Annotated in this window: 19 protein-coding genes; 12 read left to right on the forward strand and 7 right to left on the reverse strand. The window is 70.5% G+C overall.

Annotated features, from left to right (window positions below):
• The first annotated feature begins 57 nt into the window (after nt 1–57).
• Nucleotides 58–903, forward strand: coding sequence for an SDR family oxidoreductase (locus ACFO0B_RS00670; protein WP_378610478.1), 846 nt, complete (start codon nt 58–60; stop codon nt 901–903).
• On the opposite strand, the gene soxR is transcribed toward ACFO0B_RS00670, so the two are convergent.
• A complete protein-coding gene (gene soxR / locus ACFO0B_RS00675; protein WP_378610270.1) occupies nt 900–1,433 on the reverse strand; it encodes a redox-sensitive transcriptional activator SoxR in 534 nt (177 codons plus the stop codon). The two genes, ACFO0B_RS00670 and soxR, sit on opposite strands and share 4 nt — an antisense overlap.
• Before the next feature lie 95 nt (nt 1,434–1,528).
• Between soxR and ACFO0B_RS00680 the strand changes: the two genes are divergently transcribed.
• Nucleotides 1,529–2,782, forward strand: coding sequence for an arginine deiminase (locus ACFO0B_RS00680; protein WP_378610271.1), 1,254 nt, complete (start codon nt 1,529–1,531; stop codon nt 2,780–2,782).
• A gap of 4 nt (nt 2,783–2,786) precedes the next feature.
• On the forward strand, nt 2,787–3,161 hold the full coding sequence (locus tag ACFO0B_RS00685) for a GntR family transcriptional regulator (RefSeq protein WP_378610272.1): 375 nt from the start codon (nt 2,787–2,789) through the stop codon (nt 3,159–3,161).
• Here the strand turns inward: ACFO0B_RS00685 and ACFO0B_RS00690 are convergent, their stop codons facing one another.
• Entirely contained in the window at nt 3,162–4,763 is a 1,602-nt protein-coding gene (locus ACFO0B_RS00690) for a dolichyl-phosphate-mannose--protein mannosyltransferase (RefSeq protein WP_378610273.1), read from the reverse strand. It lies immediately after the preceding gene.
• 33 nt (nt 4,764–4,796) lie between these two features.
• On the opposite strand from ACFO0B_RS00690, the gene rsmI reads away from it, so the two are divergent.
• The 4 genes from rsmI to ACFO0B_RS00710 all read left to right on the forward strand — a co-directional run bounded on the left by rsmI (nt 4,797) and on the right by ACFO0B_RS00710 (nt 8,807).
• On the forward strand, nt 4,797–5,648 hold the full coding sequence (rsmI, locus tag ACFO0B_RS00695) for a 16S rRNA (cytidine(1402)-2'-O)-methyltransferase (RefSeq protein ID WP_378610274.1): 852 nt from the start codon (nt 4,797–4,799) through the stop codon (nt 5,646–5,648).
• A 44-nt stretch (nt 5,649–5,692) separates the two neighbouring features.
• The gene (locus tag ACFO0B_RS00700; protein WP_378610275.1) at nt 5,693–6,445 is read left to right on the forward strand and encodes an isocitrate lyase/PEP mutase family protein; all 753 of its coding nucleotides are present in this window, start codon (nt 5,693–5,695) and stop codon (nt 6,443–6,445) included.
• 547 nt (nt 6,446–6,992) lie between these two features.
• Nucleotides 6,993–8,027: a hypothetical protein gene (locus tag ACFO0B_RS00705; RefSeq protein WP_378610276.1), complete on the forward strand. Its 1,035-nt coding sequence runs from the start codon at nt 6,993–6,995 to the stop codon at nt 8,025–8,027.
• A gap of 96 nt (nt 8,028–8,123) precedes the next feature.
• Complete coding sequence (locus tag ACFO0B_RS00710; protein WP_378610277.1) at nt 8,124–8,807, forward strand: class I SAM-dependent methyltransferase; 684 nt, start codon at nt 8,124–8,126, stop codon at nt 8,805–8,807.
• A gap of 16 nt (nt 8,808–8,823) precedes the next feature.
• Here the strand turns inward: ACFO0B_RS00710 and metG are convergent, their stop codons facing one another.
• Entirely contained in the window at nt 8,824–10,359 is a 1,536-nt protein-coding gene (metG, locus tag ACFO0B_RS00715) for a methionine--tRNA ligase (RefSeq protein ID WP_378610278.1), read from the reverse strand.
• A gap of 62 nt (nt 10,360–10,421) precedes the next feature.
• On the opposite strand from metG, the gene ACFO0B_RS00720 reads away from it, so the two are divergent.
• The 3 genes from ACFO0B_RS00720 to rsmA all read left to right on the forward strand — a co-directional run bounded on the left by ACFO0B_RS00720 (nt 10,422) and on the right by rsmA (nt 13,473).
• Nucleotides 10,422–11,252, forward strand: coding sequence for a TatD family hydrolase (locus ACFO0B_RS00720; protein WP_378610279.1), 831 nt, complete (start codon nt 10,422–10,424; stop codon nt 11,250–11,252).
• A gap of 181 nt (nt 11,253–11,433) precedes the next feature.
• Nucleotides 11,434–12,564: a transglycosylase family protein gene (locus tag ACFO0B_RS00725; RefSeq protein WP_378610280.1), complete on the forward strand. Its 1,131-nt coding sequence runs from the start codon at nt 11,434–11,436 to the stop codon at nt 12,562–12,564.
• Nucleotides 12,565–12,576: 12 nt separating this feature from the next.
• A complete protein-coding gene (rsmA, locus tag ACFO0B_RS00730) occupies nt 12,577–13,473 on the forward strand; it encodes a 16S rRNA (adenine(1518)-N(6)/adenine(1519)-N(6))-dimethyltransferase RsmA (protein ID WP_378610281.1) in 897 nt (298 codons plus the stop codon).
• 36 nt (nt 13,474–13,509) lie between these two features.
• Here the strand turns inward: rsmA and ACFO0B_RS00735 are convergent, their stop codons facing one another.
• Nucleotides 13,510–14,400 carry a hypothetical protein gene (locus tag ACFO0B_RS00735; protein ID WP_378610282.1) on the reverse strand — a complete coding sequence of 297 codons (891 nt, stop codon included), beginning with the start codon at nt 14,398–14,400 and terminating at the stop codon, nt 13,510–13,512.
• Nucleotides 14,400–14,606, reverse strand: coding sequence for a heavy-metal-associated domain-containing protein (locus tag ACFO0B_RS00740; protein ID WP_378610283.1), 207 nt, complete (start codon nt 14,604–14,606; stop codon nt 14,400–14,402). The genes ACFO0B_RS00735 and ACFO0B_RS00740 overlap by 1 nt, the downstream gene beginning before the upstream one ends.
• A gap of 136 nt (nt 14,607–14,742) precedes the next feature.
• Between ACFO0B_RS00740 and ACFO0B_RS00745 the strand changes: the two genes are divergently transcribed.
• Both ACFO0B_RS00745 and ACFO0B_RS00750 read left to right on the forward strand, forming a co-directional pair.
• Nucleotides 14,743–15,678 carry a 4-(cytidine 5'-diphospho)-2-C-methyl-D-erythritol kinase gene (locus ACFO0B_RS00745; RefSeq protein WP_378610284.1) on the forward strand — a complete coding sequence of 312 codons (936 nt, stop codon included), beginning with the start codon at nt 14,743–14,745 and terminating at the stop codon, nt 15,676–15,678.
• A 159-nt stretch (nt 15,679–15,837) separates the two neighbouring features.
• Complete coding sequence (locus ACFO0B_RS00750) at nt 15,838–17,649, forward strand: ABC-F family ATP-binding cassette domain-containing protein (RefSeq protein ID WP_378610285.1); 1,812 nt, start codon at nt 15,838–15,840, stop codon at nt 17,647–17,649.
• Nucleotides 17,650–17,686: 37 nt separating this feature from the next.
• Here ACFO0B_RS00750 and ACFO0B_RS00755 read toward each other — a convergent pair whose 3' ends face one another.
• Both ACFO0B_RS00755 and ACFO0B_RS00760 read right to left on the reverse strand, forming a co-directional pair.
• Nucleotides 17,687–18,574 carry an Abi-alpha family protein gene (locus ACFO0B_RS00755; RefSeq protein WP_378610286.1) on the reverse strand — a complete coding sequence of 296 codons (888 nt, stop codon included), beginning with the start codon at nt 18,572–18,574 and terminating at the stop codon, nt 17,687–17,689.
• A complete protein-coding gene (locus ACFO0B_RS00760) occupies nt 18,565–19,887 on the reverse strand; it encodes a hypothetical protein (RefSeq protein ID WP_378610287.1) in 1,323 nt (440 codons plus the stop codon). The genes ACFO0B_RS00755 and ACFO0B_RS00760 overlap by 10 nt, the downstream gene beginning before the upstream one ends.
• Nucleotides 19,888–20,049 lie beyond the last annotated feature (162 nt).

The following is a 20,049-nucleotide window of genomic DNA, read 5'->3' on the forward strand; positions in this document are numbered from 1 at the left end:
GCGCGCTGACGAGAGGAACGTGCTGTGACTGTGGTGGGTATCCGACGGCGCCGCAAGGTGACCGTGCGGAAGGCGAAAGCGCTGGTGACCGGGGCCGCGAGCGGGATCGGGCGGGCCACCGCCGTCGCGCTGGCGAAGCAGGGCGGGCAGCTGGTGCTCACCGATATCGACTCCCCTGGGCTGACCGCGACCGCCGATCTGGTCCGCGCCGCGGGCGGGACGGTGCTCGCCGCCCGCGCGCTCGACATCACCGACTACGACGCGGTCCGCGAGTTCGCCGATGCGGTGCACGCCGAGCACGTCGCGCTCGACATCGTGCTGAACATCGCAGGCACCTCGGCCTGGGGCACGGTGGAGAACCTGGAGCACCGGCACTGGCGGCGCATGGTCGAGGTCAACCTCATGGGGCCGATCCACGTCATCGAGACCTTCGTGCCGCCCATGGTCAGGGCCGGGCGCGGCGGCGCGCTGGTGAACGTCTCCTCGGCGGCCGGGCTGATCGCGCTGCCGTGGCACGCCGCCTACAGCGCCAGCAAGTTCGGCATCCGCGGCGTCTCCGAGGTACTCCGCTTCGACCTGGCACCGCACGGCATCTCGGTGCACGTGGTGGCCCCCGGCGCGGTGAACACCCCGCTGGTGCACTCCTTCGACCTGGTCGGCGTCGACAAGGAGGATCCGCGGGTGCGGCGGTTGCACGACCGCTTCACCGGGCACGCCGTCGAACCGGAGCAGGTGGCCGAGGCCATCGTGAAGGGCGTCGAGAAGGACCGCTTCCTCGTCTTCACCTCGTTCGACATCCGCTTCGCCTACTGGTGGAAGCGGAAGTTCGCGCTGCCCTACGAGTTCGTGATCGGGCAGGCGTCGAAGCAGTTCGCCCGGCTGCTGCGCGAGCCGCGGCGTTAGCCGACGCTCTCCATCGGCTCGCAGGGCTCGCACTCCCCGGCGGCCGGGGCGGCGTCGGCGGTCTCCTGGCAGTTCAGGTGCACGTCGAGCACCCGGGCGCCCGGGCCCTGGTCGCCGAGCCGGTCGCCCTCGTTGGCCAGCTTGCAGCTGCCGAGCGAGAGGCAGCCGCAGCCGATGCAGCCGGTGAGGTTGTCGCGCAGCCGGACCAGCTGGGTGATGCGTTCGTCCAGGTCGGTGCGCCAGGCGGTGGAGAGCGTTTCCCAGTCGCGGCGGGTCGGGGTGCGGCCGGCGGGCAGCCGATCGAGCGCGTCCCTGATCTCGCTGAGCGGGATGCCGACCCGCTGCGAGATCCGGATGAAGGCCACCCGGCGCAGCGTCTCCCTGGTGTAGCGTCGCTGGTTCCCGCTGGTGCGGCGGCTCGAGATGAGACCTTCGCGTTCGTAGAAGTGCAGGGCGGACACCGCTACTCCGCTACGCTCGGAAAGCTGCCCGGGGGTCAGCTCCTTCGTACGCCAATCGGCAGTCGTCATCGGACTCCTCCATTCACCTCAACAATACTTCAGGTTGCTTCCGTCCGGGACCGAATCGCCGTGCCGTACGCCGCCGGTGCGACTACGGTCGGTGCATGGACGAAGGGGAAGGGCGCACGGCGGGGGTCAGGCTCTCGGTGACCTCCGAGGTCGGCCGGTTGCGCGCGGTGCTGCTGCACCGCCCCGGCGACGAGCTGCGCAGGCTCACCCCGCGCAACAACGATCAGCTGCTCTTCGACGCCATCCCGTGGGTCGAGCGGGCGCAGCAGGAGCACGACACCTTCGCCGGCACGCTGCGCGACCGCGGCGTCGAGGTGCTGCTGCTCGGTGCGCTGCTCGCCGAGACGCTCGGGGTCAGCGGCGCCGCGCGGGTCCAGGGCATCGCCGGCGCGGTGGACGCGCGCAGGCTCGGCCACCCGCTCGCCGAGCAGCTCGCCGCCCACCTGCGCGGGGTGCCCGGCCCGGAGTTGGCGAACGTGCTGATCGCCGGAATGACCTTCGACGAGCTGCCGTTCGGCCCGGACACCGCCTCGCTGGTCCGCCGCATGCACCACGGCGGCGACTTCGTCATCGACCCGCTGCCCAACCTCATGTTCACCAGGGACTCCTCGTTCTGGGTCGGGCCGCGGGTGGCGATCACCGCGCTGGCGCTGCCCGCGCGCGCCCGCGAGACCTCGCTCACCGACCTGATCTACGCCTTCCACCCGCGCTTCCTCGGGGTGCGGCGGGCCTACGAATCCCACACCGCGCCGATCGAGGGCGGCGACGTGCTGCTGCTCGCGCCCGGCGTCGTCGCGGTCGGGGTCGGCGAGCGCACCACCCCCGCCGGGGCGGAGGCGCTGGCGCGCAGCCTCTTCGACGACGACCTGGCGCACACCGTGCTGGTGGTGCCGATCGCGCAGAACCGGGCCACCATGCACCTGGACACCGTCTGCACCATGGTCGACACCGACGCGGTGGTGATGTACCCCGCGGTGCGGGATTCGCTGACCGCCTTCACCATCCGCCGCGAGGAGGGCTACGGCGGCCGCACCGGCGACGGCGGGGTGAGCATGGCCGGGCCCGACCCGTTCCTGCCCGCCGCGGCCGAGGCCATGGGCATCGGCAAGCTCCGGGTGATCGACACCGGGCTGGACGGCGTCACCGCCGAGCGCGAGCAGTGGGACGACGGCAACAACACGCTCGCGCTCGCCCCCGGCGTCGTCGTGGCCTACGAGCGCAACGAGATGACGAACGCCCGGCTGCGCGATGCCGGGATCGAGGTGCTGCCGATCCCCGGCTCGGAGATCGGCTCCGGGCGCGGCGGGCCGCGCTGCCTCTCCTGTCCGATCGCCCGCGACGAGGTGTGAGAACGTGCTCGAGCTGGAGATCACCCACGATTCCTCGGTGCCGCCGTACGAGCAGCTGCGGATCGGCGTCGTCGCCCAGGTGCGCTCCGGCGCGCTCACCGCGGGCACCAAGATCCCGACCGTGCGGGCGCTGGCCGAGCAGCTCGGGCTCGCCCCGAACACCGTCGCCCGCGCCTACCGCGAGCTGGAGGCCGACGGGGTACTGGAGACCAGGGGCAGGCAGGGTACCTTCATCGCCTCCTCCGGCGACCCCACCCGCGACCTCGCGGGCCGGGCCGCTACCCAGTACGTCGCCGCGATCCGGCGGCTCGGCCTCGACGACCGCACCGCCCTTCGCTACATCCGCTCCGCGCTGGAGACCAACCCGCCGACCGGCTGATCAGCGCCAGCTCGGCAGCCAGAGGTGGTCGTGCCAGTTGCCAGGGGTGATCGGCAGGGCGGTCAGGATCGGCCACAGCCAGGCGAAGTTCGCGATCACCAGCCCCAGGTAGAGGCAGACGGCGAGCAACCCGAGGCTGTGCCGCTCGCTGGGTACCGCGCGGGCGGGTCCGGGCACCCCGCGCGGCAGCGGGAGCCGCCGGGCCGGGCCGAGCACGTCGCCGAGCACCAGCGCCACCCCCATCACCAGGAAGGGCGCGAGCGCGACGGCGTAGAAGTAGTACATCTGCCGGTCCAGCGTCAGGAACCAGGGCAGCCAGGCGGCGCCGTAGCCGGCCAGCACGGCGGCGTAGCGCCAGTCCCTGCGGACGACGCCGCGCCAGATCATCCAGGCCAGCGCCGGGAAGGCGATCCACCACAGCGCCGGGGTGCCGACCAGCATGACCGCCTTGACGCACTGCGTCTGGCCGCAGCCGGTGACGCCGCCGTCGGCGTAGTAGTAGAGCATCGGCCGCAGCCCCATCGGCCAGGTCCACGGCTTGGACTCCCACGGATGGTGGTTGCCCGCCGAGTTGGTGAGCTCGGAGTGGAAGCGCAGGCTCTCGCCGCTGTAGTACCAGAGCGAGCGCAGCGCGTCCGGCACGAAGGCGAACGGCCCGCCGGTGCCCACCTGGTTGCCGACCGCCCAGCGGTACACCCCGACCTCGCTCGCGAACCACGCCGCGTAGCTGCCCAGATACACCAGCAGCGGAATCAGCACCAGCGCATACAGTGCGGGCCCGACGTCCCGCACGAGCGTGCCGAGCCACGGCCGCCGCACGCCGTAGGTGTGCCGCGCCGCCACGTCGAAGGCCACGCTGAGCAGCCCGAACACCACCACGAAGTAGATCGACGACCACTTGGTGCCGCAGGCGAGCCCGAGCAGCACACCCGCCCCGAACCGCCACCAGCGCACCCCGACCCGCGGTCCCCACGCGGTGAACGCGGCGCGGCCCTCGAAGTCCGCGAGCGCCAGCCGCTGCCTGACCTCGTCCCGGTCCACGATCAGGCAGCCGAAGGCGGCGACGACGAAGAGCGCCATGAAGATGTCGAGCATGCCGATCCGGGACGAGACGAAGGTCAGCCCGTCCGCGATCAGCAGCAGCCCGGCGATCGCGCCGACCAGCGTCGAGCGCGCCATCCGGCGCACGATCCGGATCACCAGCAGCACCAGCAGCACCCCGGCGACCGCGGCGGAGAAGCGCCAGCCCCAGGCGTTGTAGCCGAAGATCGCCTCGCCGATCGCGATCAGCTGCTTGCCGACCGGCGGATGCACCACCAGCCCGTACCCCGGGTTGTCCTCGACCCCGTTGCCGGTGAGCATCTGCCAGGCCTGCGGCGCGTAGTGCTTCTCGTCGAAGACCGGGGTGCCCGCGTCGGTGGGGTAGCCGAGGTAGATGAACCGGGTGAGCGCCGCGATCAGCGTGAGCACGCCGGTGACGATCCAGCCGCGCGCGGTGTCGACCGGGCCGAAGTCGGGGACCGGGCGCTGCGGCGCCGGGCTCGACCGCGCGGGCGGGGGCACGGAGGGCGCCGTCGCGCGCTGGCCGGTCACCTGGGTCACGCTCCGATCGTAGGCGGTGGAGAATGGAGCACCGTGACCGAACCGGGCAGGCTGGTACTGGCGGCAACGCCGATGGGCGAGATCGGCGACGCCTCGCAGCGGCTCCGCGATGCACTCGGCACGGCCGAGGTGATCGCCGCCGAGGACACCAGGCGCACCCGCTCGCTGGCCAAGGCGCTCGGCGTCGAGATCACCGGCCGGGTGGTGAGCTTCTACGACCACGTCGAGGCGGCCCGCATCCCCGCGCTGCTGAGCGAGATCGCCGACGGCAGGACCGTGCTGCTCGTGACCGACGCGGGCATGCCGTCGGTCAGCGACCCCGGCTACCGCCTCGTCGTCGCCTGCGCCGAGCGCGACCTCCCGGTCACCTGCCTGCCCGGCCCCTCCGCCGTGACCACGGCGCTCGCGCTCTCCGCGCTGCCCGTCGAGCGCTTCTGCTTCGACGGCTTCGCGCCGCGCAAGCAGGGCGCCCGGCGGGAGTGGTTCGGGACCCTGCGCGCCGAATCCCGTGCCTGCGTCTTCTTCGAGGCCCCGCACCGCCTCGCCGACTGCCTCGCCGATGCCGTCGCCGTGCTCGGCCCCGACCGCCGCGCCGCCGTCTGCCGCGAACTCACCAAGACCTACGAGGAGGTGGTCCGCGGCTCCCTCGCCGAACTCGCCGCCTGGGCCGCCGACGGCGTCCGCGGCGAGATCACCGTGGTCCTCGCGGGCGCGACCCCGGTCGCCGCCGACCCCGCCGACCTGGTCGCCGAGGTCGAGGCCAGGGTCGCCGCAGGCATCCGGCTCAAGGACGCCTGCGCCGATCTCGCCGCCGAGACCGGTGCCCCCCGCCGCGCGCTCTACGATGCCGTGCTCGCCGCCCGCCGCGCCGACGCGCCCGCCTGACCGGCGGGTATGCGGTATTCGCCCGGACCGCGCATGATCGGCACATGACCTCTCTGGAGAGCAAGGCCAAGACGTTCCTGGAACTGCACCGCCCCGGCACCCCCGCCGTCCTGCCCACCGTGTGGGACGCATGGTCCGCGAATCTCGCCGTCGCCGCCGGTTTTTCCGCGCTCACCGTCGGGAGCCACCCGGTCGCCGACTCCATCGGCCGCCCGGACGGTGAGGGGATGAGCTACACCGAGCTGCTCACCCGAGCCAAGCAGATCACCGAATCCGTGGAGGTGCCGGTCTCGGTCGACATCGAGTCCGGGTACGGGCTGGAGCCCGCACAGCTCATCGACGGGCTGCTGGAGGCGGGGGCGATCGGGCTCAATATCGAGGACACCGTGCACAGCGAGGGCAAGCGGCTGCGCGGCGCCGAGGAGCACGCCGAGCTGGTCCGCGGGCTGCGCCAGTTCGCCGATGCCGCCGGCGTGCACGTCGTCGTGAACGCCCGCACCGATCTGTTCCTGCGGCAGGACGGTGACGACAGCGATCGCGTCGACCGCGCCATCGCCCGGCTGAATCTCGCTGTCGAGGCCGGTGCCGACGTGCTCTACCCGGTCGGGCGGCACAGCGATGCCGACCTGCGTCGCCTCACCTCCGAGCTGTCCAAGCCGGTGAACGCCATCGGCATCCCGGACGCCCCGAACCTGAAGGAGCTGGCCGACGCCGGAGTCGCCCGCGTCAGCTTCGGTCCGTTCCTCCAAGCCGCCCTGGCCAAGGAAGCCGACCGCCTCTTCGGCGCCTGGAAGTAGGGCCATCGCGGGCGTGCCGAGCAGCAACTGATCGGCACGCCCGTTCCATGTCGCAGGGGCCAGGACGACCATCCGCCTGATCGCCGACGAAAGGCCTATCCGCCCAGCAGCCATCTCACCAGATCAATCCCGCCAATGACGCTCCCCAATGCTCCGCTGATCACGACGAACACCCGCCATATCTTCCTGATCTGTCGCCGAATTCGCTGCCATTCAGAAGGGGCAGCTTCGTTCGCAAGCTCCCTGCGCAACGCTGCAGCGCATACAGGGTCGTCCAGAGTGCTCACACGCGGATGTGATATGCAGTCTGTCGGTCGACCCCGGCCACTCGTCGTTTCCGACATTCATACCACCCCTGGTCGCGATTTCTCTGATGGCTCCAGCACAGCGCCCGGCTGTCGAGTTGTCACCGAGTGATGCGCGCGCGCCAGCGAGTCGGTGTCAAGTGGGGGTCCTTGCGTACGCGCAAGTCATTCGGTCAGCTGATAGTGGGGTTCCGTCGAAGTAGGTAGCCTATTGAGTGAACCCTCGTTCGGGGAGCACGACGATGAATGTGGCAGGAAAGCGCTCGCTTGCCGATATAGCGGAAATATCCGGATTCACCGCAACGGATCTCGCGTTTCTCGCCAAAGTTCAGGAGAGTACTGTCTGCCGGCTCTGGGACGACCCGAGCTGGTTGAACAGGGTTCGTGGTACGACTTTGCAGTCCCTGATCACCGTGCTGCCCGGGGTGGCGGAGTACGTCAGCGATTACACCCTCGGTACCCGGCGGCTCGGGCTTTTCGACAATCTCTCCCGGGAAGGGTTGGCCGTCAGGTTGGACCGCTACCGCCAACTCGTCTCGAACGGAATACCCGAGCAATATCTGGCGAACGCCCTGGATGCTGCTCTGCGTATCGTGAAAGGCGACGAGAGGCAGTCTGCTGCGCACCTGGCGAGGTTCTGGGGCCGTGAACAGGACGCCGCTCTGGGGCACATGTTCCTGGTTCGTGACGGCTTGTTCGAAGACGGTCAGCTCCTGCTGGAGACATCTGTCGAGATGGCGGAGCTGCTCGGAAGCAGGGCGAGCTCCTTTCATGCGATTCTGGCGCACTGCACGCTTGTTCATCACGTGGCGAAGGCGACGGGTGCCACTCTGCTGGATTCCGAGGGCACCAATTTCAACAAGAAGTCCGCGCTGTCGTATCGCAGTGGGGTCATGGGTCTGATCATCCAGACGAACGACCGCGAGGTCGCGGAGCAGTACGCCGCCAGAATCGAGTCCAACAGCCTGCTGGCCACGGTTGAGAGCTGGGCGCTACCCACCTACTCGAGCGACTCCCGTACGACGCCGGACTTTTCCCTCCCGCGCTCGATTCTGCTGAAGCGAACCGCAATCGAAATCATCCGCGAACTGGAGGAGTACAACGACGCCTATTTATCGTACCTGAGCGCGGTTGCCATTCCGTCTGCTTTGAGTCGAGACAATACCTTCGGCCTGAAACGTGACGAACTCGCGGCGGCACTGGCCGCGAGAATCGAAAGATGCGAGGACGGACGGACGAGAGCAGCCGCCGCAAAGCTGTTGAAAGATCTGTATTAAAACTTCAAGTAGGAGTGCGCCTTGACCGGACTGGGTACAGCGAGGAACGGGACCATGTCCTCGTACTCGGACAACTCGACATTCTGGATCACAATAATGCGCAGCGAACTGGATCGCTACCGCACGCAATTGACCAATCAGGCTGTTATTCGAGAAGTGGGCGCATGTGAGAACGCCAGGATAATAGATGCCGGGTGCGGCGAGGGGTACCTGTCCCGGTTGCTCGCCGAACAGGGAGCCGAGGTGACCGGCATCGACTCCTGCCTCGAACTGATCGAAGCGGCACGCGGCATCTCCGAACCGCGAGTGCAGTACCTGCACGGGAGCGTCGAATCGGTGCCGGACGACGACTCGTCATACGATGTGGTGGTTTGCAACCACTTGGTGAACGACCTGGAGTTTCCCGACAGATCATTCAACGAATTCTCGAGAATTCTTCGAGTCGGCGGCAGGATCATCATCCTCATGCTGCACCCGTGCTTCTACGGACCGCGCGCCGAATCCGTCGCACCGAAGCGCGGTGAGCTCGACGTCACTCAGTACTTCTCGACTCGCCCGATGAGTCATCCATTTCGGGTGGCAGGAATCTCTTCGCCGAGTGAGGTGAAGATCTGGCTTCGCCCATTGGAATCCTATATGAAGATGCTGTTCGCCGCGGGCTTCAGGCTGACCGGCCTTTCCGAGCCCCATCCACCCAGGGAACTCCTCGAGAGTGACGATTGGTGGGGCGACAACTTCCGCCGCCCGCTGTTCTTGCTGATCGCCGGTGAGAAAATATGACGAGAATCGAACAGCGCTACTTGGGCTCGATGTAGCGCGGGAAGACCGCTTCCGGCTCGGGCAACTGCACCCCTGCGGCGAGCGGATCCGCGATGTCGGCGAAGGTCCGGTCCGGCTGGGCGAGGAGATCGAGGATTCGCCCGGCCGAACCCGGGATCACCGGCTGCACCAGGATGGCGACGATCCGCACGACCTCCAGCGTGACGTAGAGAACCGTGCCCTCGCGAGCACTGTCGCCGGCCTTGGCCAGGGCCCACGGCTGCTGAGCCGAGAAGTACTTGTTCGCCTCGCCGAGCGCGAGCCAGAGCGCCTCCAGCGCGAGATGCGGCTGCTGCTGGTCGAATTCGGCCCGGACCTGATCCAACAGCCCGTTGGCGCGATCGAGCAGCGCCTGATCCTCCGCGGTGAACTCACCGGGAGTCGGGACGACGGAGGCGAAGTCGCGGGCGACCATCTTGAGGCTGCGCTGCACGAGGTTGCCGAACTCGTTGGCGAGGTCGGTGTTGATCCGGCCGACGATGGCCTCGTGGCTGTAGTTCCCGTCCTGCCCGTAGGAGATCTCGCGGAGCAGGAAGAAGCGCACGGCGTCCAGGCCGTAGGCGTCGACCAGGGCGAGCGGGTCGACCACGTTGCCGACCGACTTCGACATCTTCTCGCCCCTGTTGTACAGGAACCCGTGCACGAAAACGCGTTTCGGCAGCTCCAGCCCGGCGGAGAGCAGGAAGGCCGGCCAGTAGACGGTGTGGAAGCGGGTGATGTCCTTGCCGATGATGTGCACGTCGGCGGGCCAGAAGCGCCGATAGGAGTCGGATTCCGTGTCCGGGAAGCCGACGCCGGTGAGGTAGTTGGTGAGCGCGTCCACCCAGACGTACATGACGTGGTCCGGGTGGCCGGGAACGGGGACGCCCCAGTCGAAGGTGGTGCGCGAGATGGAGAGATCCTTCAGCCCGGCCTTGACGTAGCTGACGATCTCGTTGCGCCTGGTCGCGGGGGCGATGAACTCGGGGTGCTCCGCGTAGAGCGCGAGCAGCCGGTCCTGGTAGGCGGAGAGCCGGAAGAAGAAGTTGGACTCCTCGGTCCAGGTGACCGGGGTGTTGGTCTCGGTGGAGTGGCGGGTGCCGTCCTCCCGCAGCGTGGTCTCCTCCTCGGTGTAGAACGCTTCGTCGCGCACCGAGTACCAGCCCGAGTAGTTGCCGAGGTAGATGTCGCCGTTGGCGAGCATCCGCTCCCAGATGGCGACGCTGGCGGCGAGGTGGTCGGGGTCGGTGGTGCGGATGAAGCGGTCGTAGGAGATGTCGAGCGCCTTGTCCATGGCCTCGAAGACGTCGGAGTTCCGCGCGGCGAGCTCCTGCACCGGGACGCCCTCGGCCTGCGCGGTCTGCTGCATCTTCTGACCGTGCTCGTCGGTGCCGGTCATGAAGAAGACGTCGTATCCGTCGAGCCGCTTGAACCGGGCGAGCGCGTCGGACGAGATGTACTCGTACGCGTGCCCGATGTGCGGTGCGCCGTTCGGATAGGCGATGGCCGTGGTGAGGTAGAAGGCTTCGCTCATGGTGTGTCTACTCTAATGCGCGTGCCAGCCCCGCTTCCCCTCGATATCGCCCGGAGCCTCCGATGAGCCGCACGCGCCCCGCGCCGGAGCCGCCGGAGCCGCTCGCGCCGCTGGTGGACGCGCACACCCACATCGACGCGTGCGGAGCGACGGATCCCGCGGGCGTGGCCGCGCTCGCCGACCGGGCGGCCGCGGTCGGGGTGGGAACGATCGTCACCGTCGCCGACGATCTGGCCGCCGCGCGCTTCGCGGTCGAGGCCGCGCACTGGGACGACCGGATCTACGCCGCGGTCGCGCTGCACCCGACGCGGGCGAACGCGCTCGACGACGCCGCGAAGGCGGAGCTGGAACAGCTGGCCGCCGACCCGCGGGTGGTCGCGGTGGGGGAGACCGGGCTCGACTACTACTGGCCGGGCAAGCTGGAGGGCTGTGCGGACGTGGAGACCCAGGTCGACGGCTTCCGCTGGCACATCGACCTGGCCAAACGGCTCGGCAAGCCGCTGATGATCCACAACCGGGAGGCCGACCACGACCTGCTCGCCGTCCTGCTGGACGAGGGCGCCCCGGACACCGTGATCTTCCACTGCTTCTCCGGCGACACGACCATGGCGCAGGCCTGCGTGGCGGAGGGGTACGTGCTGAGCTTCTCCGGCACGGTGAGCTTCAAGAACGCGCACGAGCTGCGCGAGGCGGCCACGGTGGTGCCCGCCTCGCAGCTCCTGGTGGAGACCGACGCGCCCTACCTGACGCCGCACCCGTTCCGGGGTGCGCCGAACGAGTCCTACTGCCTGCCGTACACCGTGCGGGCGCTGGCCGAGGTGCGCGGCGACGACCCGGCGGAGCTGGCCGAGATCAGCACCGCCAACGCACGTCGGGTGTACCGGCTGCGGTAACTGCCGATCGTTCGGGTTTCCGGCGGTTCATGATCGAAAACAGAACTGTGTCCCTCGTCACTTTCATTGCGATCAGGGCGTTATCTACCTGCGGCTGCGATATCGCGCCGTGACCTGGAAGGATGCTGTTCACATCCGCACGGTTGCCCAGAGCGGCTCGCTTCGTTACCGTCTTGTGACCATGTCGCCCTTCACGCGGATCAACCGGTCGCGTTCGCCGCTGCTGTACAGCGCGGTGGCCGCCCTGTTGCTCACGTTGATCGTCGGCTCGGCGCTCGCGATCGTGAACCGGAAGACGGTGACCATCGTCGTCGACGGTGAGCAGACCATCTTCACCACCATGTCCACCGATGTCGGTGGCGTGCTGCGCGCGGCCGGGTTCGAGCTGAGCGACCGCGACCTGGTGCGCCCCGGCGTCGGCAACGGGCTCTCGGACGGCGCCACCATCACCGTGAACCGGGCCCGCCAGGTGGAGCTCTCCATCGACGGTAAGCCGGAGAAGGTGTGGACAACCGGGCTCACCGCGGGCGACGCGCTGGCCCAGCTGAACTTGCCCGGCGACATGTACGTCTGGCCCGCTCGCGGCGACCGTCTCCCGCTGGCAGGCGGCTCGCTGCAGATCGCGAGCCCGCGCGCGGTGTCGCTGGCCGACGGCGGCGTGCCCGCCGTCGATCTGCGGCTGGCCGCGCCGACCGTCGGCGAGCTGCTCCGGGTCGCGGGCGTCCCGCTGCAGCAGCGGGACACGGTCGAGCCCGCCGCGGAGACCCCGCTGGTCGACGGCATGCGGGTGACGGTGACCCGCACCAGGACCGAGCAGAAGATCGAGACGCTGCCGCTGCCGCCGCCGGAGAACGTCATCGAGGATCCGGAGCTGAACCAGAGCCGCACGGTGGTGGAGAGCAGGGGCGAGCCGGGCCTGCAGGATGTGACCTTCGCCGTGACCACCGTGAACGGCGTCGAGATCGGCCGCGAGCAGGTGGGGAGCACGGTCAGCGTGCCCGCCCAGCCGAAGACGGTGCGCAAGGGCGCCAAGCCGGGCACCGAGGTGCCGACGGTGCGCGACGGCGCGGTCTGGGACGCGCTCGCCAAGTGCGAGGCCAACGGCAACTGGTCGATCAACACCGGCAACGGCTACTACGGCGGCATCCAGTTCGACCAGAGCACCTGGGAGCGCCAGGGCGGCACCAAGTACGCGCCGCGCGCCGATCTGGCCACTCGCGAGGAGCAGATCGCCATCGCCGAGGTGACGCGGGCGCGGCAGGGCTGGGGAGCCTGGCCCGCCTGCACCGCCCGGCTCGGCATCGGCGATTGATAGGTTCCCCGGGTGCCCGAACCCGAATCGACCGCATCCGCCCCCACTGCGCGCGGTGTGGCCGCGCTGCTCGGCCCCGCCGAGGTGCGGGTGCTCGCCGAGCGGTTCGGCATCCGGCCGACCAAGCAGCTCGGGCAGAACTTCGTGCACGACGCCAACACCGTCCGGCGGATCGTCACCGCGGCGGGCGTCGGACCGGGTGACACCGTGCTCGAGGTGGGCCCCGGGCTCGGGTCGCTGACGCTGGCGCTGCTCGACGTGGTGCGCAGCGTGGTCGCGGTGGAGATCGATCCGGTGCTCGCCGACGCGTTGCCCGGCACTGTCGCGGACCGCGCGCCGGGGCTGGCCGAGCGGTTGCACGTGGTGCGGGCGGACGCGCTGCGGGTGAGCGCGGGCGAACTGCCCGCCGCGCCGACCGCGCTGGTGGCGAACCTGCCGTACAACGTCGCGGTGCCGGTGCTGCTGCATCTGCTCGCCGAGCTGCCCGGGCTGACGACGGCGCTGGTGATGGTGCAGGCCGAGGTGGCGGATCGGCTGGCGGCGCCGCCGGGGAACCGGGTGTACGGGGTGCCGTCGGTGAAGGCCGGGTTCTTCGGCACCGTGCGCCGGGCGGGTGCGGTCGGCACCCAGGTGTTCTGGCCGGTGCCGCGGGTGGAGTCCGGGCTGGTGCGGGTCGACCGCTACGCCGAGCCGCCGTGGGCCACCGACGCCGCGCACCGCGCGCGGGTCTTCCCGGTGATCGACGCCGCCTTCGCCCAGCGCCGCAAGACCCTGCGTGCCGCGCTCGCCGGCTGGGCCGGCTCCGCCGCCGAGGCGGAGCGCCGGTTGCGCGCGGCGGGGATCGACCCCGCCGCGCGCGGGGAGACGCTGGACACCGCCGCCTACGTCCGGCTGGCGGAGCAGGGCTGAATCAGTCGGCCGCCGCGGCGGCCCGCCCGGGGGTGCTCAACCGTGGCCGTGCTCGCCGGAATCGGAACCGGAATCGGTGCCGTGGTCGTGGCCGTGCCCGTCACCGGACGCCTGCTCCACCACCGACGCGGTGAACTCCGCGGTGTGCACCCGGCCTCCGTGCTTGAAATCCAGGTACAGCCGGTAGTCCCCGGCGCTCGGCGCCTCGGCGTGGAACGCCACCTCGGGACCGGGCGGCGTGCGCCCGACCTCGCCCTCCGGATGGACGTGCAGGTAGGCCAGGTCCGCGGCGCGCAGCGCGACCAGGTGGGCGTAGGCGCCGAGGTACGGCTCCAGGTCGGTGACCGGAACCCCGTCGCGCCGGACCGCGAAGCGCAGCTCGCTGCCCGCGGTGCTCAGATCGCCGGTCAGCGTGACCTCGTACCCGTCCACCCGCGCGACCGTGGCGGGCGGTGGCAGCGGCTGGAGCGCGACCGCCCCCGCGACCTCGACCGCGCGGCTGAGCACCAGCTCCTCCGCCCCCTCCGGGGCGAAGTCGGCGAAGACCCGGTAGCTGCCCGGCTCCGCCCAGCTCCAGTCGATGGACCACAGCCCGGCCGTGTCCATGACCGGATGCACGTGCCGGTACCCGGTGCCGTCGCTGCGCACCACGATCAGATGCAGCTTCTCGTCGTGCCTGGTCGCGAAGCGGGTGACCGCCGCGCCGTCGGGGCCGGTGATGCGGAAGCGGAGCGTGCCGGAGGTGTCCGGTGTGCCGGGCGCCTCGATCGGGGTGAGCGTGTACCCGCCCGCACTGTCCGCGAGACCGGCGGGGGTGGGCTCGTCCGGCGCCGAATCCGGCGCCGCCAGCTTGCCGATCCCGAGCGCCGCCGCGAAGACCACGACCAGCGCGACCCCGAATCCGGCGAGCTTCAGCCGGTCGGACATCAGCGCGCTACCTCGTACCCGGCCTCGTCCACGGCGGCGAGCACGGCGTCGTCGCTCAGCGCGGCGGCGCTCTCCACCCGCACCGCGCCGGAATCCAGGTCGACCTCCACCCCGGTGACGCCGTCGATCTTGCCGATCTCGGACTTCACCGAGGCCGCGCAGTGGCCGCAGGTCATCCCGGTGACGGTATAGGTGGTGCTCGACATCTCGGCTCCTGTGCTCGTCGGTCTCCCGGCCATACTGCCGGGGGGTATCTCGAATTCGACCATACCCCCGCCCGGTATAGACCGCAATGCGCGCGGGCCGGGCGTGCGGCCGTGGCACCCGTTAGGCTCGGCTACCGTGCTGTCTGTTGTGCCGAGCCCCCTCACCGTGCGCGCGCCGTCCAAGGTGAACCTGCACCTCGGCATCGGCGACCTACGCCCGGACGGCTACCACGATCTCACCACCGTCTTCCAGGCGCTCTCGCTCACCGACGACGTCCGGATCGCCCCGGCGGGCTCGCTCACCGTCAAGGTCACCGGCGAGGGCGCCGCCGACGTGCCGACCGACCGCACCAACCTGGTCTGGAAGGCCGCGGTCCGGCTGGCGCACCTGGCCGGGCGGGCGCCGCTGGTGGAGATCGCCATCGGCAAGGGCATCCCGGTGGCGGGCGGCATGGCGGGCGGCAGCGCCGACGCGGCGGCCGCACTGGTCGGGCTGGACGCGCTCTGGGAGCTCGGGCTCGGCCGCGACGAACTCGCGACCATCGCCGCCGAGCTCGGCAGCGACGTGCCGTTCGCGCTGCACGGCGGCACCGCGCTCGGCACCGGCCGCGGTGAGCGGCTGCTCCCGGTGCTGGCCAGGAATGCCTTCCACTGGGTGCTCGCGCTGGCCAAGGGCGGGCTCTCGACGCCCGCGGTCTTCGCCGAGCTGGACCGGCTGCGCGCGCAGGGCCAGCCGCCCCGGCTCGGCGAGCCGCAGCAGCTCATCCAGGCGCTCGCCGGCGGAGACGCCGCCGCGCTCGCCCCGCTGCTCGGCAACGACATGCAGGCGGCGGCGCTCTCGCTGAAGCCGGAGCTGCGCCGCACGCTGCGCGCCGGGGTCACCGCGGGGGCGCTGGCAGGCATCGTCTCCGGCTCCGGCCCGACCTGCGCCTTCCTCTGCGAGAGCGCGGACGCCGCGGTCAACGTCGCCGCCGAACTCGCCGGCGCGGGCGTCTGCCGCAGCGTGCGCACCGCCACCGGCCCCGTCCCCGGTGCCCGCATCGTCCCCGGCGAGGATGCGAAGCAGCACTGAGGCGGCCGCCGCCCGTGATCCGCGCCGCGACCGCACCAGGCACCCGCGATCCCGCCCGCTCCGGACTCGCCGCGGCCCGCGGCAACCCCGCGCCCACCGGCGCCGAGCGGCCGCTCGGTAATCTGGACCGTCGGTCTCCCGCATTCCCCGGAAGGATCCATGTCCAACCTGATCAACCTGGAGCAGGTCTCGAAGAGCTTCGGGATCACGCCGCTGCTCGACGGCGTCTCGCTCGGTGTGCACGCCGGGGAGCGGATCGGCGTCGTCGGCCTGAACGGCGGCGGCAAGACCACCCTGCTCGAGGTGCTGACCGGGCTGGAGCCGCCGGACGCGGGCCGGGTGAGCAGGGTGGGCGGGCTGCGGATCGCGGTGGTGACCCAGCGCGGCGTGCTTCCCCCCGGCGCGACGGTCGGGTCGGTGGTGCTCGCCGGGATCGCCGACGAGGCGGGCTTCGCGCACGCGGGCGAGCTGGCCGAGCACGAGTACGCCGCCAACCCGCGGATCCGCGGCGTGCTGGAGGGCATCGGCATCGCCGGGCTCGGCCTGGAGACCTCGGTCGACTCGCTCTCCGGCGGCGAACGCCGCCGGGTCGCGCTGGCCGCCGCGCTGGTGCGCGAGCTCGACCTGCTGGTCCTCGACGAGCCGACCAACCACCTCGACGTCGAGGGCGTGCAGTGGCTGGCCGAGCACCTGCTGTCCCGGCGCAGCGCGCTCGTCGTGGTCACCCACGATCGCTGGTTCCTCGACACCGTCGCCACCCGGACCTGGGAGGTCGTCGGCGGCAAGGTGGAGAGCTACGAGGGAGGCTACGGCGACTGGATCTTCGCCCGCGCGGAGCGCGCGCGGCAGGCCGACTCCACCGAGTCCCGCCGGCGCAACCTGGCCCGCAAGGAGCTGGCCTGGCTGCGCCGCGGCCCGCAGGCCCGCACCTCCAAGCCGCGCTACCGGGTGGAGGCCGCCGAGGCGCTGATCGCGGATGTGCCGGAGCCGAGGGACAGCGTCTCGCTGGCCAGCTTCGCGCGCAAGCGGCTCGGCCGGGTGGTGGTCGAGCTGGAGGAGGCCGCGCTGGCCACCCCGGACGGCCGCGAGCTGCTCCGCGACCTCACCTGGCGGCTCGCCCCCGGCGAGCGGGTCGGGCTGGTCGGGGTGAACGGCAGCGGCAAGACCACGCTGCTGCGCGCGCTCGCCGGCGACGCCGAGCTGGTGGCGGGCAAGCGCATCCAGGGCCAGACGGTCCGGATCGGCTGGCTGCGCCAGGAGCTCGACGACCTGCCGGTCGAGCTGCGGGTTCTGGAGGCGGTGCAGCAGGTGGCGCAGCGGATCGACCTGGGCGACGGCTACGAGCTCTCCGCCGGGCAGCTCGCCGAGCGGCTCGGCTTCAGCCCGGCCAGGCAGCGCACCCCGGTGCGCGACCTCTCCGGCGGCGAGCGGCGCAGGCTGCAGCTCACCCGCATCCTGATGGCCGAGCCGAACGTGCTGCTCCTCGACGAGCCCACCAACGACCTGGACATCGACACCCTGCAGCAGCTCGAGGACCTGCTCGACAACTGGGCCGGCACCCTGGTGGTGATCAGCCACGACCGCTACCTGATCGAGCGGATCTGCGACTCCACCTGGGCGCTCTTCGGCGACGGCGGGCTCACCAACCTGCCCGGCGGCATCGAGGAGTACCTGCGCAAGCGCGCCGCGGCCGGTGCCGCCCCCGGCCTCCGCGCGGCCGCCGCCACCGCGACCGACGAGCCGAAGTCCGCCGTCGACCCGGCCGCCTACCGGGCCGCGCGCAAGGAGCTGTCCAAGCTGGAGCGGGCCATGGACAAGCTCACCGAGCGGGAGCGGACGCTGCACGGCGCGCTGCTCGACGCCGCCACCGAGCCTGCCCGGCTGGCAGACCTGAACGCCGAGCTGCTCCGGGTGACCGCCGAGAAGGAGACCACCGAGGAGCGCTGGATGGAGCTGGCCGAGGAGTTCTAGCCGGACGCCGGCGGCCGGAGGCCGCTCGGCCGAGCCGTCAGCTCGACTCCGCGGTGCGCCCGTCGACGACGACCGGCAGGCAGGTGCGCACGAAGTCGGCGCCGAAGCCGCTGAGCAGCACGCTGCGGTACTGCAGCTTGGCCCCGCGCCCGGAGCGCTTGAGCAGGTCCCGCACCACGGCCTTGGCCTCGATGATCTGGTACCGGTTCGGGTTGCCCACCGGCTCCCGGTCGAACTCGATCAGCCCGAGTCTGCGCAGGTTGGTCTGGTACTGCTGGATCCGGTTCGGGAAGCGGAGGCCGGCGTGCTCGCCCAGCACGGTGATCCCGGTGATCTTACGGTCCGAGCCGAGCGTGCGCGGGCGCCCGAGCCGGATGTCGATGGCGGGCTGCGGGCCGTCCAGGTGCAGGAAGCGCAGGACGCGGGCCTCGTCCGGGGTGAGCTCGGCCAGGATGCGCGCGAAGGCCGGGTGCATCTCGGCGCTCTCGGCGTTGGTGCTCGCGGAGAGCCGGAGCAGCGCGGCGCCCTGCTCGCGCAGCGTCGGCACCCCGCCGTCGCGGCCCGCGTGCTCGGCGTCGACCCCGAGCGCCCGGCGCAGCCGCTCGCGCACCTCCGACTCGGCCTCGGCCAGCACCTCCCGCGGCGGCGTTCCCGCCATGCTGCCCCTGACAACGGTCGAGGTGACACCGAGCGCGGTGTCGACGGTCCAGGAGGTCACCTCGGAGGCGGCGGTCCAGGCCACCCTCGCCACCCCGGTGGCGGCGCGCACGGTCTCCCGCGGCGTCACCGGCACGATGCGCCGCGCCTGCCCGCGCACCGCGATCTCGCGGCGCGGCGGGGCCCCGAGCACCTCGGGTTCGGCGTCGTTCCGGGTGGGAACTCCGCCGGTCTCGGGCGCCTCGCCGCCCGGATCGCTCACAGCCATGTGGTTGCCACTCCCGTTCCGAAGACCAGAATATGAGCGTATCCGGCAATCAGCCCGAGCACGCCGCCATGGACGAAAAGCAACCATTCGTCCTGTTTGATCGCGGCGCGCAGCATGTCGACGAAGTCGGGTGGCGAGAGCGCCGACATCTGTTTGGCGATGTACTCGTTGACCTGCTTGCCCTGCTGCTGGTTGAAGTCCGGGTCGGCGAAGGCGATCGGCGCGATCGCCATCGCCTCGCTGGTGAAGGTGTTCTGCAGGGTGTCGTAGTCCCGGCTGCCGAGCATGAACTTGACCGCGGGCCGCGCCGGGCCGAGCGCGCGGTCGGCGGCCGGGCGCAGCGTGTCCTCCAGCATCTGCATGGTGCGGTCCGAGCGCGGGCCGTTCAGCAGCTCGTCGCCGATATTGGCGAGCGTGATCACCTGGGTGGAGACCAGCTCGGCGTAGCCGTCGGTGATCTCGTTCTGCCGCTTGATCAGCAGCCCCTGCCGCCACGGGCACCACCACTTGGGGTAGGCGGGGGCGAAGATCATGTTCAGCCCGACCCAGTTCACCACCCAGCCGATCACGATTCCGCCGATCGGAAGCACCACGAGGCTGGACCAGCCGGTCAGATGCAGAATCCCGACCAGCACCACGCCCATCGGGGCGCCGAAATAGAAGCCGAAATTCTGCATGAAGCGCAGTTCCTTGGCACCGAGTACCTGGAAGAGCTGGTTCAGCAGTTGCGGCCTGGCCTGGAAATAGCGGATGACCATCTGCTTCACATCGAGCAGCTGATCGATGTTCTCGCCCAATTCCAGGGTGAGCTCGTGCAGGATATCCGGCAACTGCTGCTTGACCCGCTCGTGCACCTTCTCGCGCACCTGCGCGGGCAGGTTGAACCAGAGCTGCGGATGCTCGCGGCGCAGAATTTCCTCGACGATGTCGCGGATCTGCGCGTCGGCCACCCTGGTGAGATGTTCGGCGAGCTTTTCCGGGTCCAGCTCGCGATAGAAGTCGGAGACGCTGCCCAGTTTGGAGAGCCCCTTGTCCACCGCGATACTGGCCATCTTGTCCGCGCGCGACGGCACGATGCCCTGCCAGCCGAGCCTGCCGTCGTAGCTGAGCAGCGGCAGGATCTGAATTCGCTTCGGCAGGTAGGGAAACAAAGCCTTGAGGCCGGGCAAACGGAAGCCGTGGAACGCGATCGGCCGAAACAGCATGAGGATGCCGGTCCAGTTGGTGATATAGCCGATGACGCCGGTGAAAAGCGGGATGGTCAACAACTCGAGGAGAATGGTCGGATGGACCCCGAAAGCACTCTCCAACACGACTTCCTCCTGCCGACACACCGGTGACCGCCGCCGCACCGGCCCTCAAACTAGCACCAGGGCGGTGGCGGAACGGCACTGTGCGCCCGAATGTGCGGGTCCGGCACACCGGCCGCGGCGGCAGGGCAATATTCTGGGGACGGTTTCCATCCGCGGGTCGAG

The organism is Nocardia jiangsuensis, assembly GCF_042650385.1.
In the GTDB taxonomy this organism is placed as follows: Bacteria; Actinomycetota; Actinomycetes; order Mycobacteriales; family Mycobacteriaceae; genus Nocardia; species Nocardia jiangsuensis.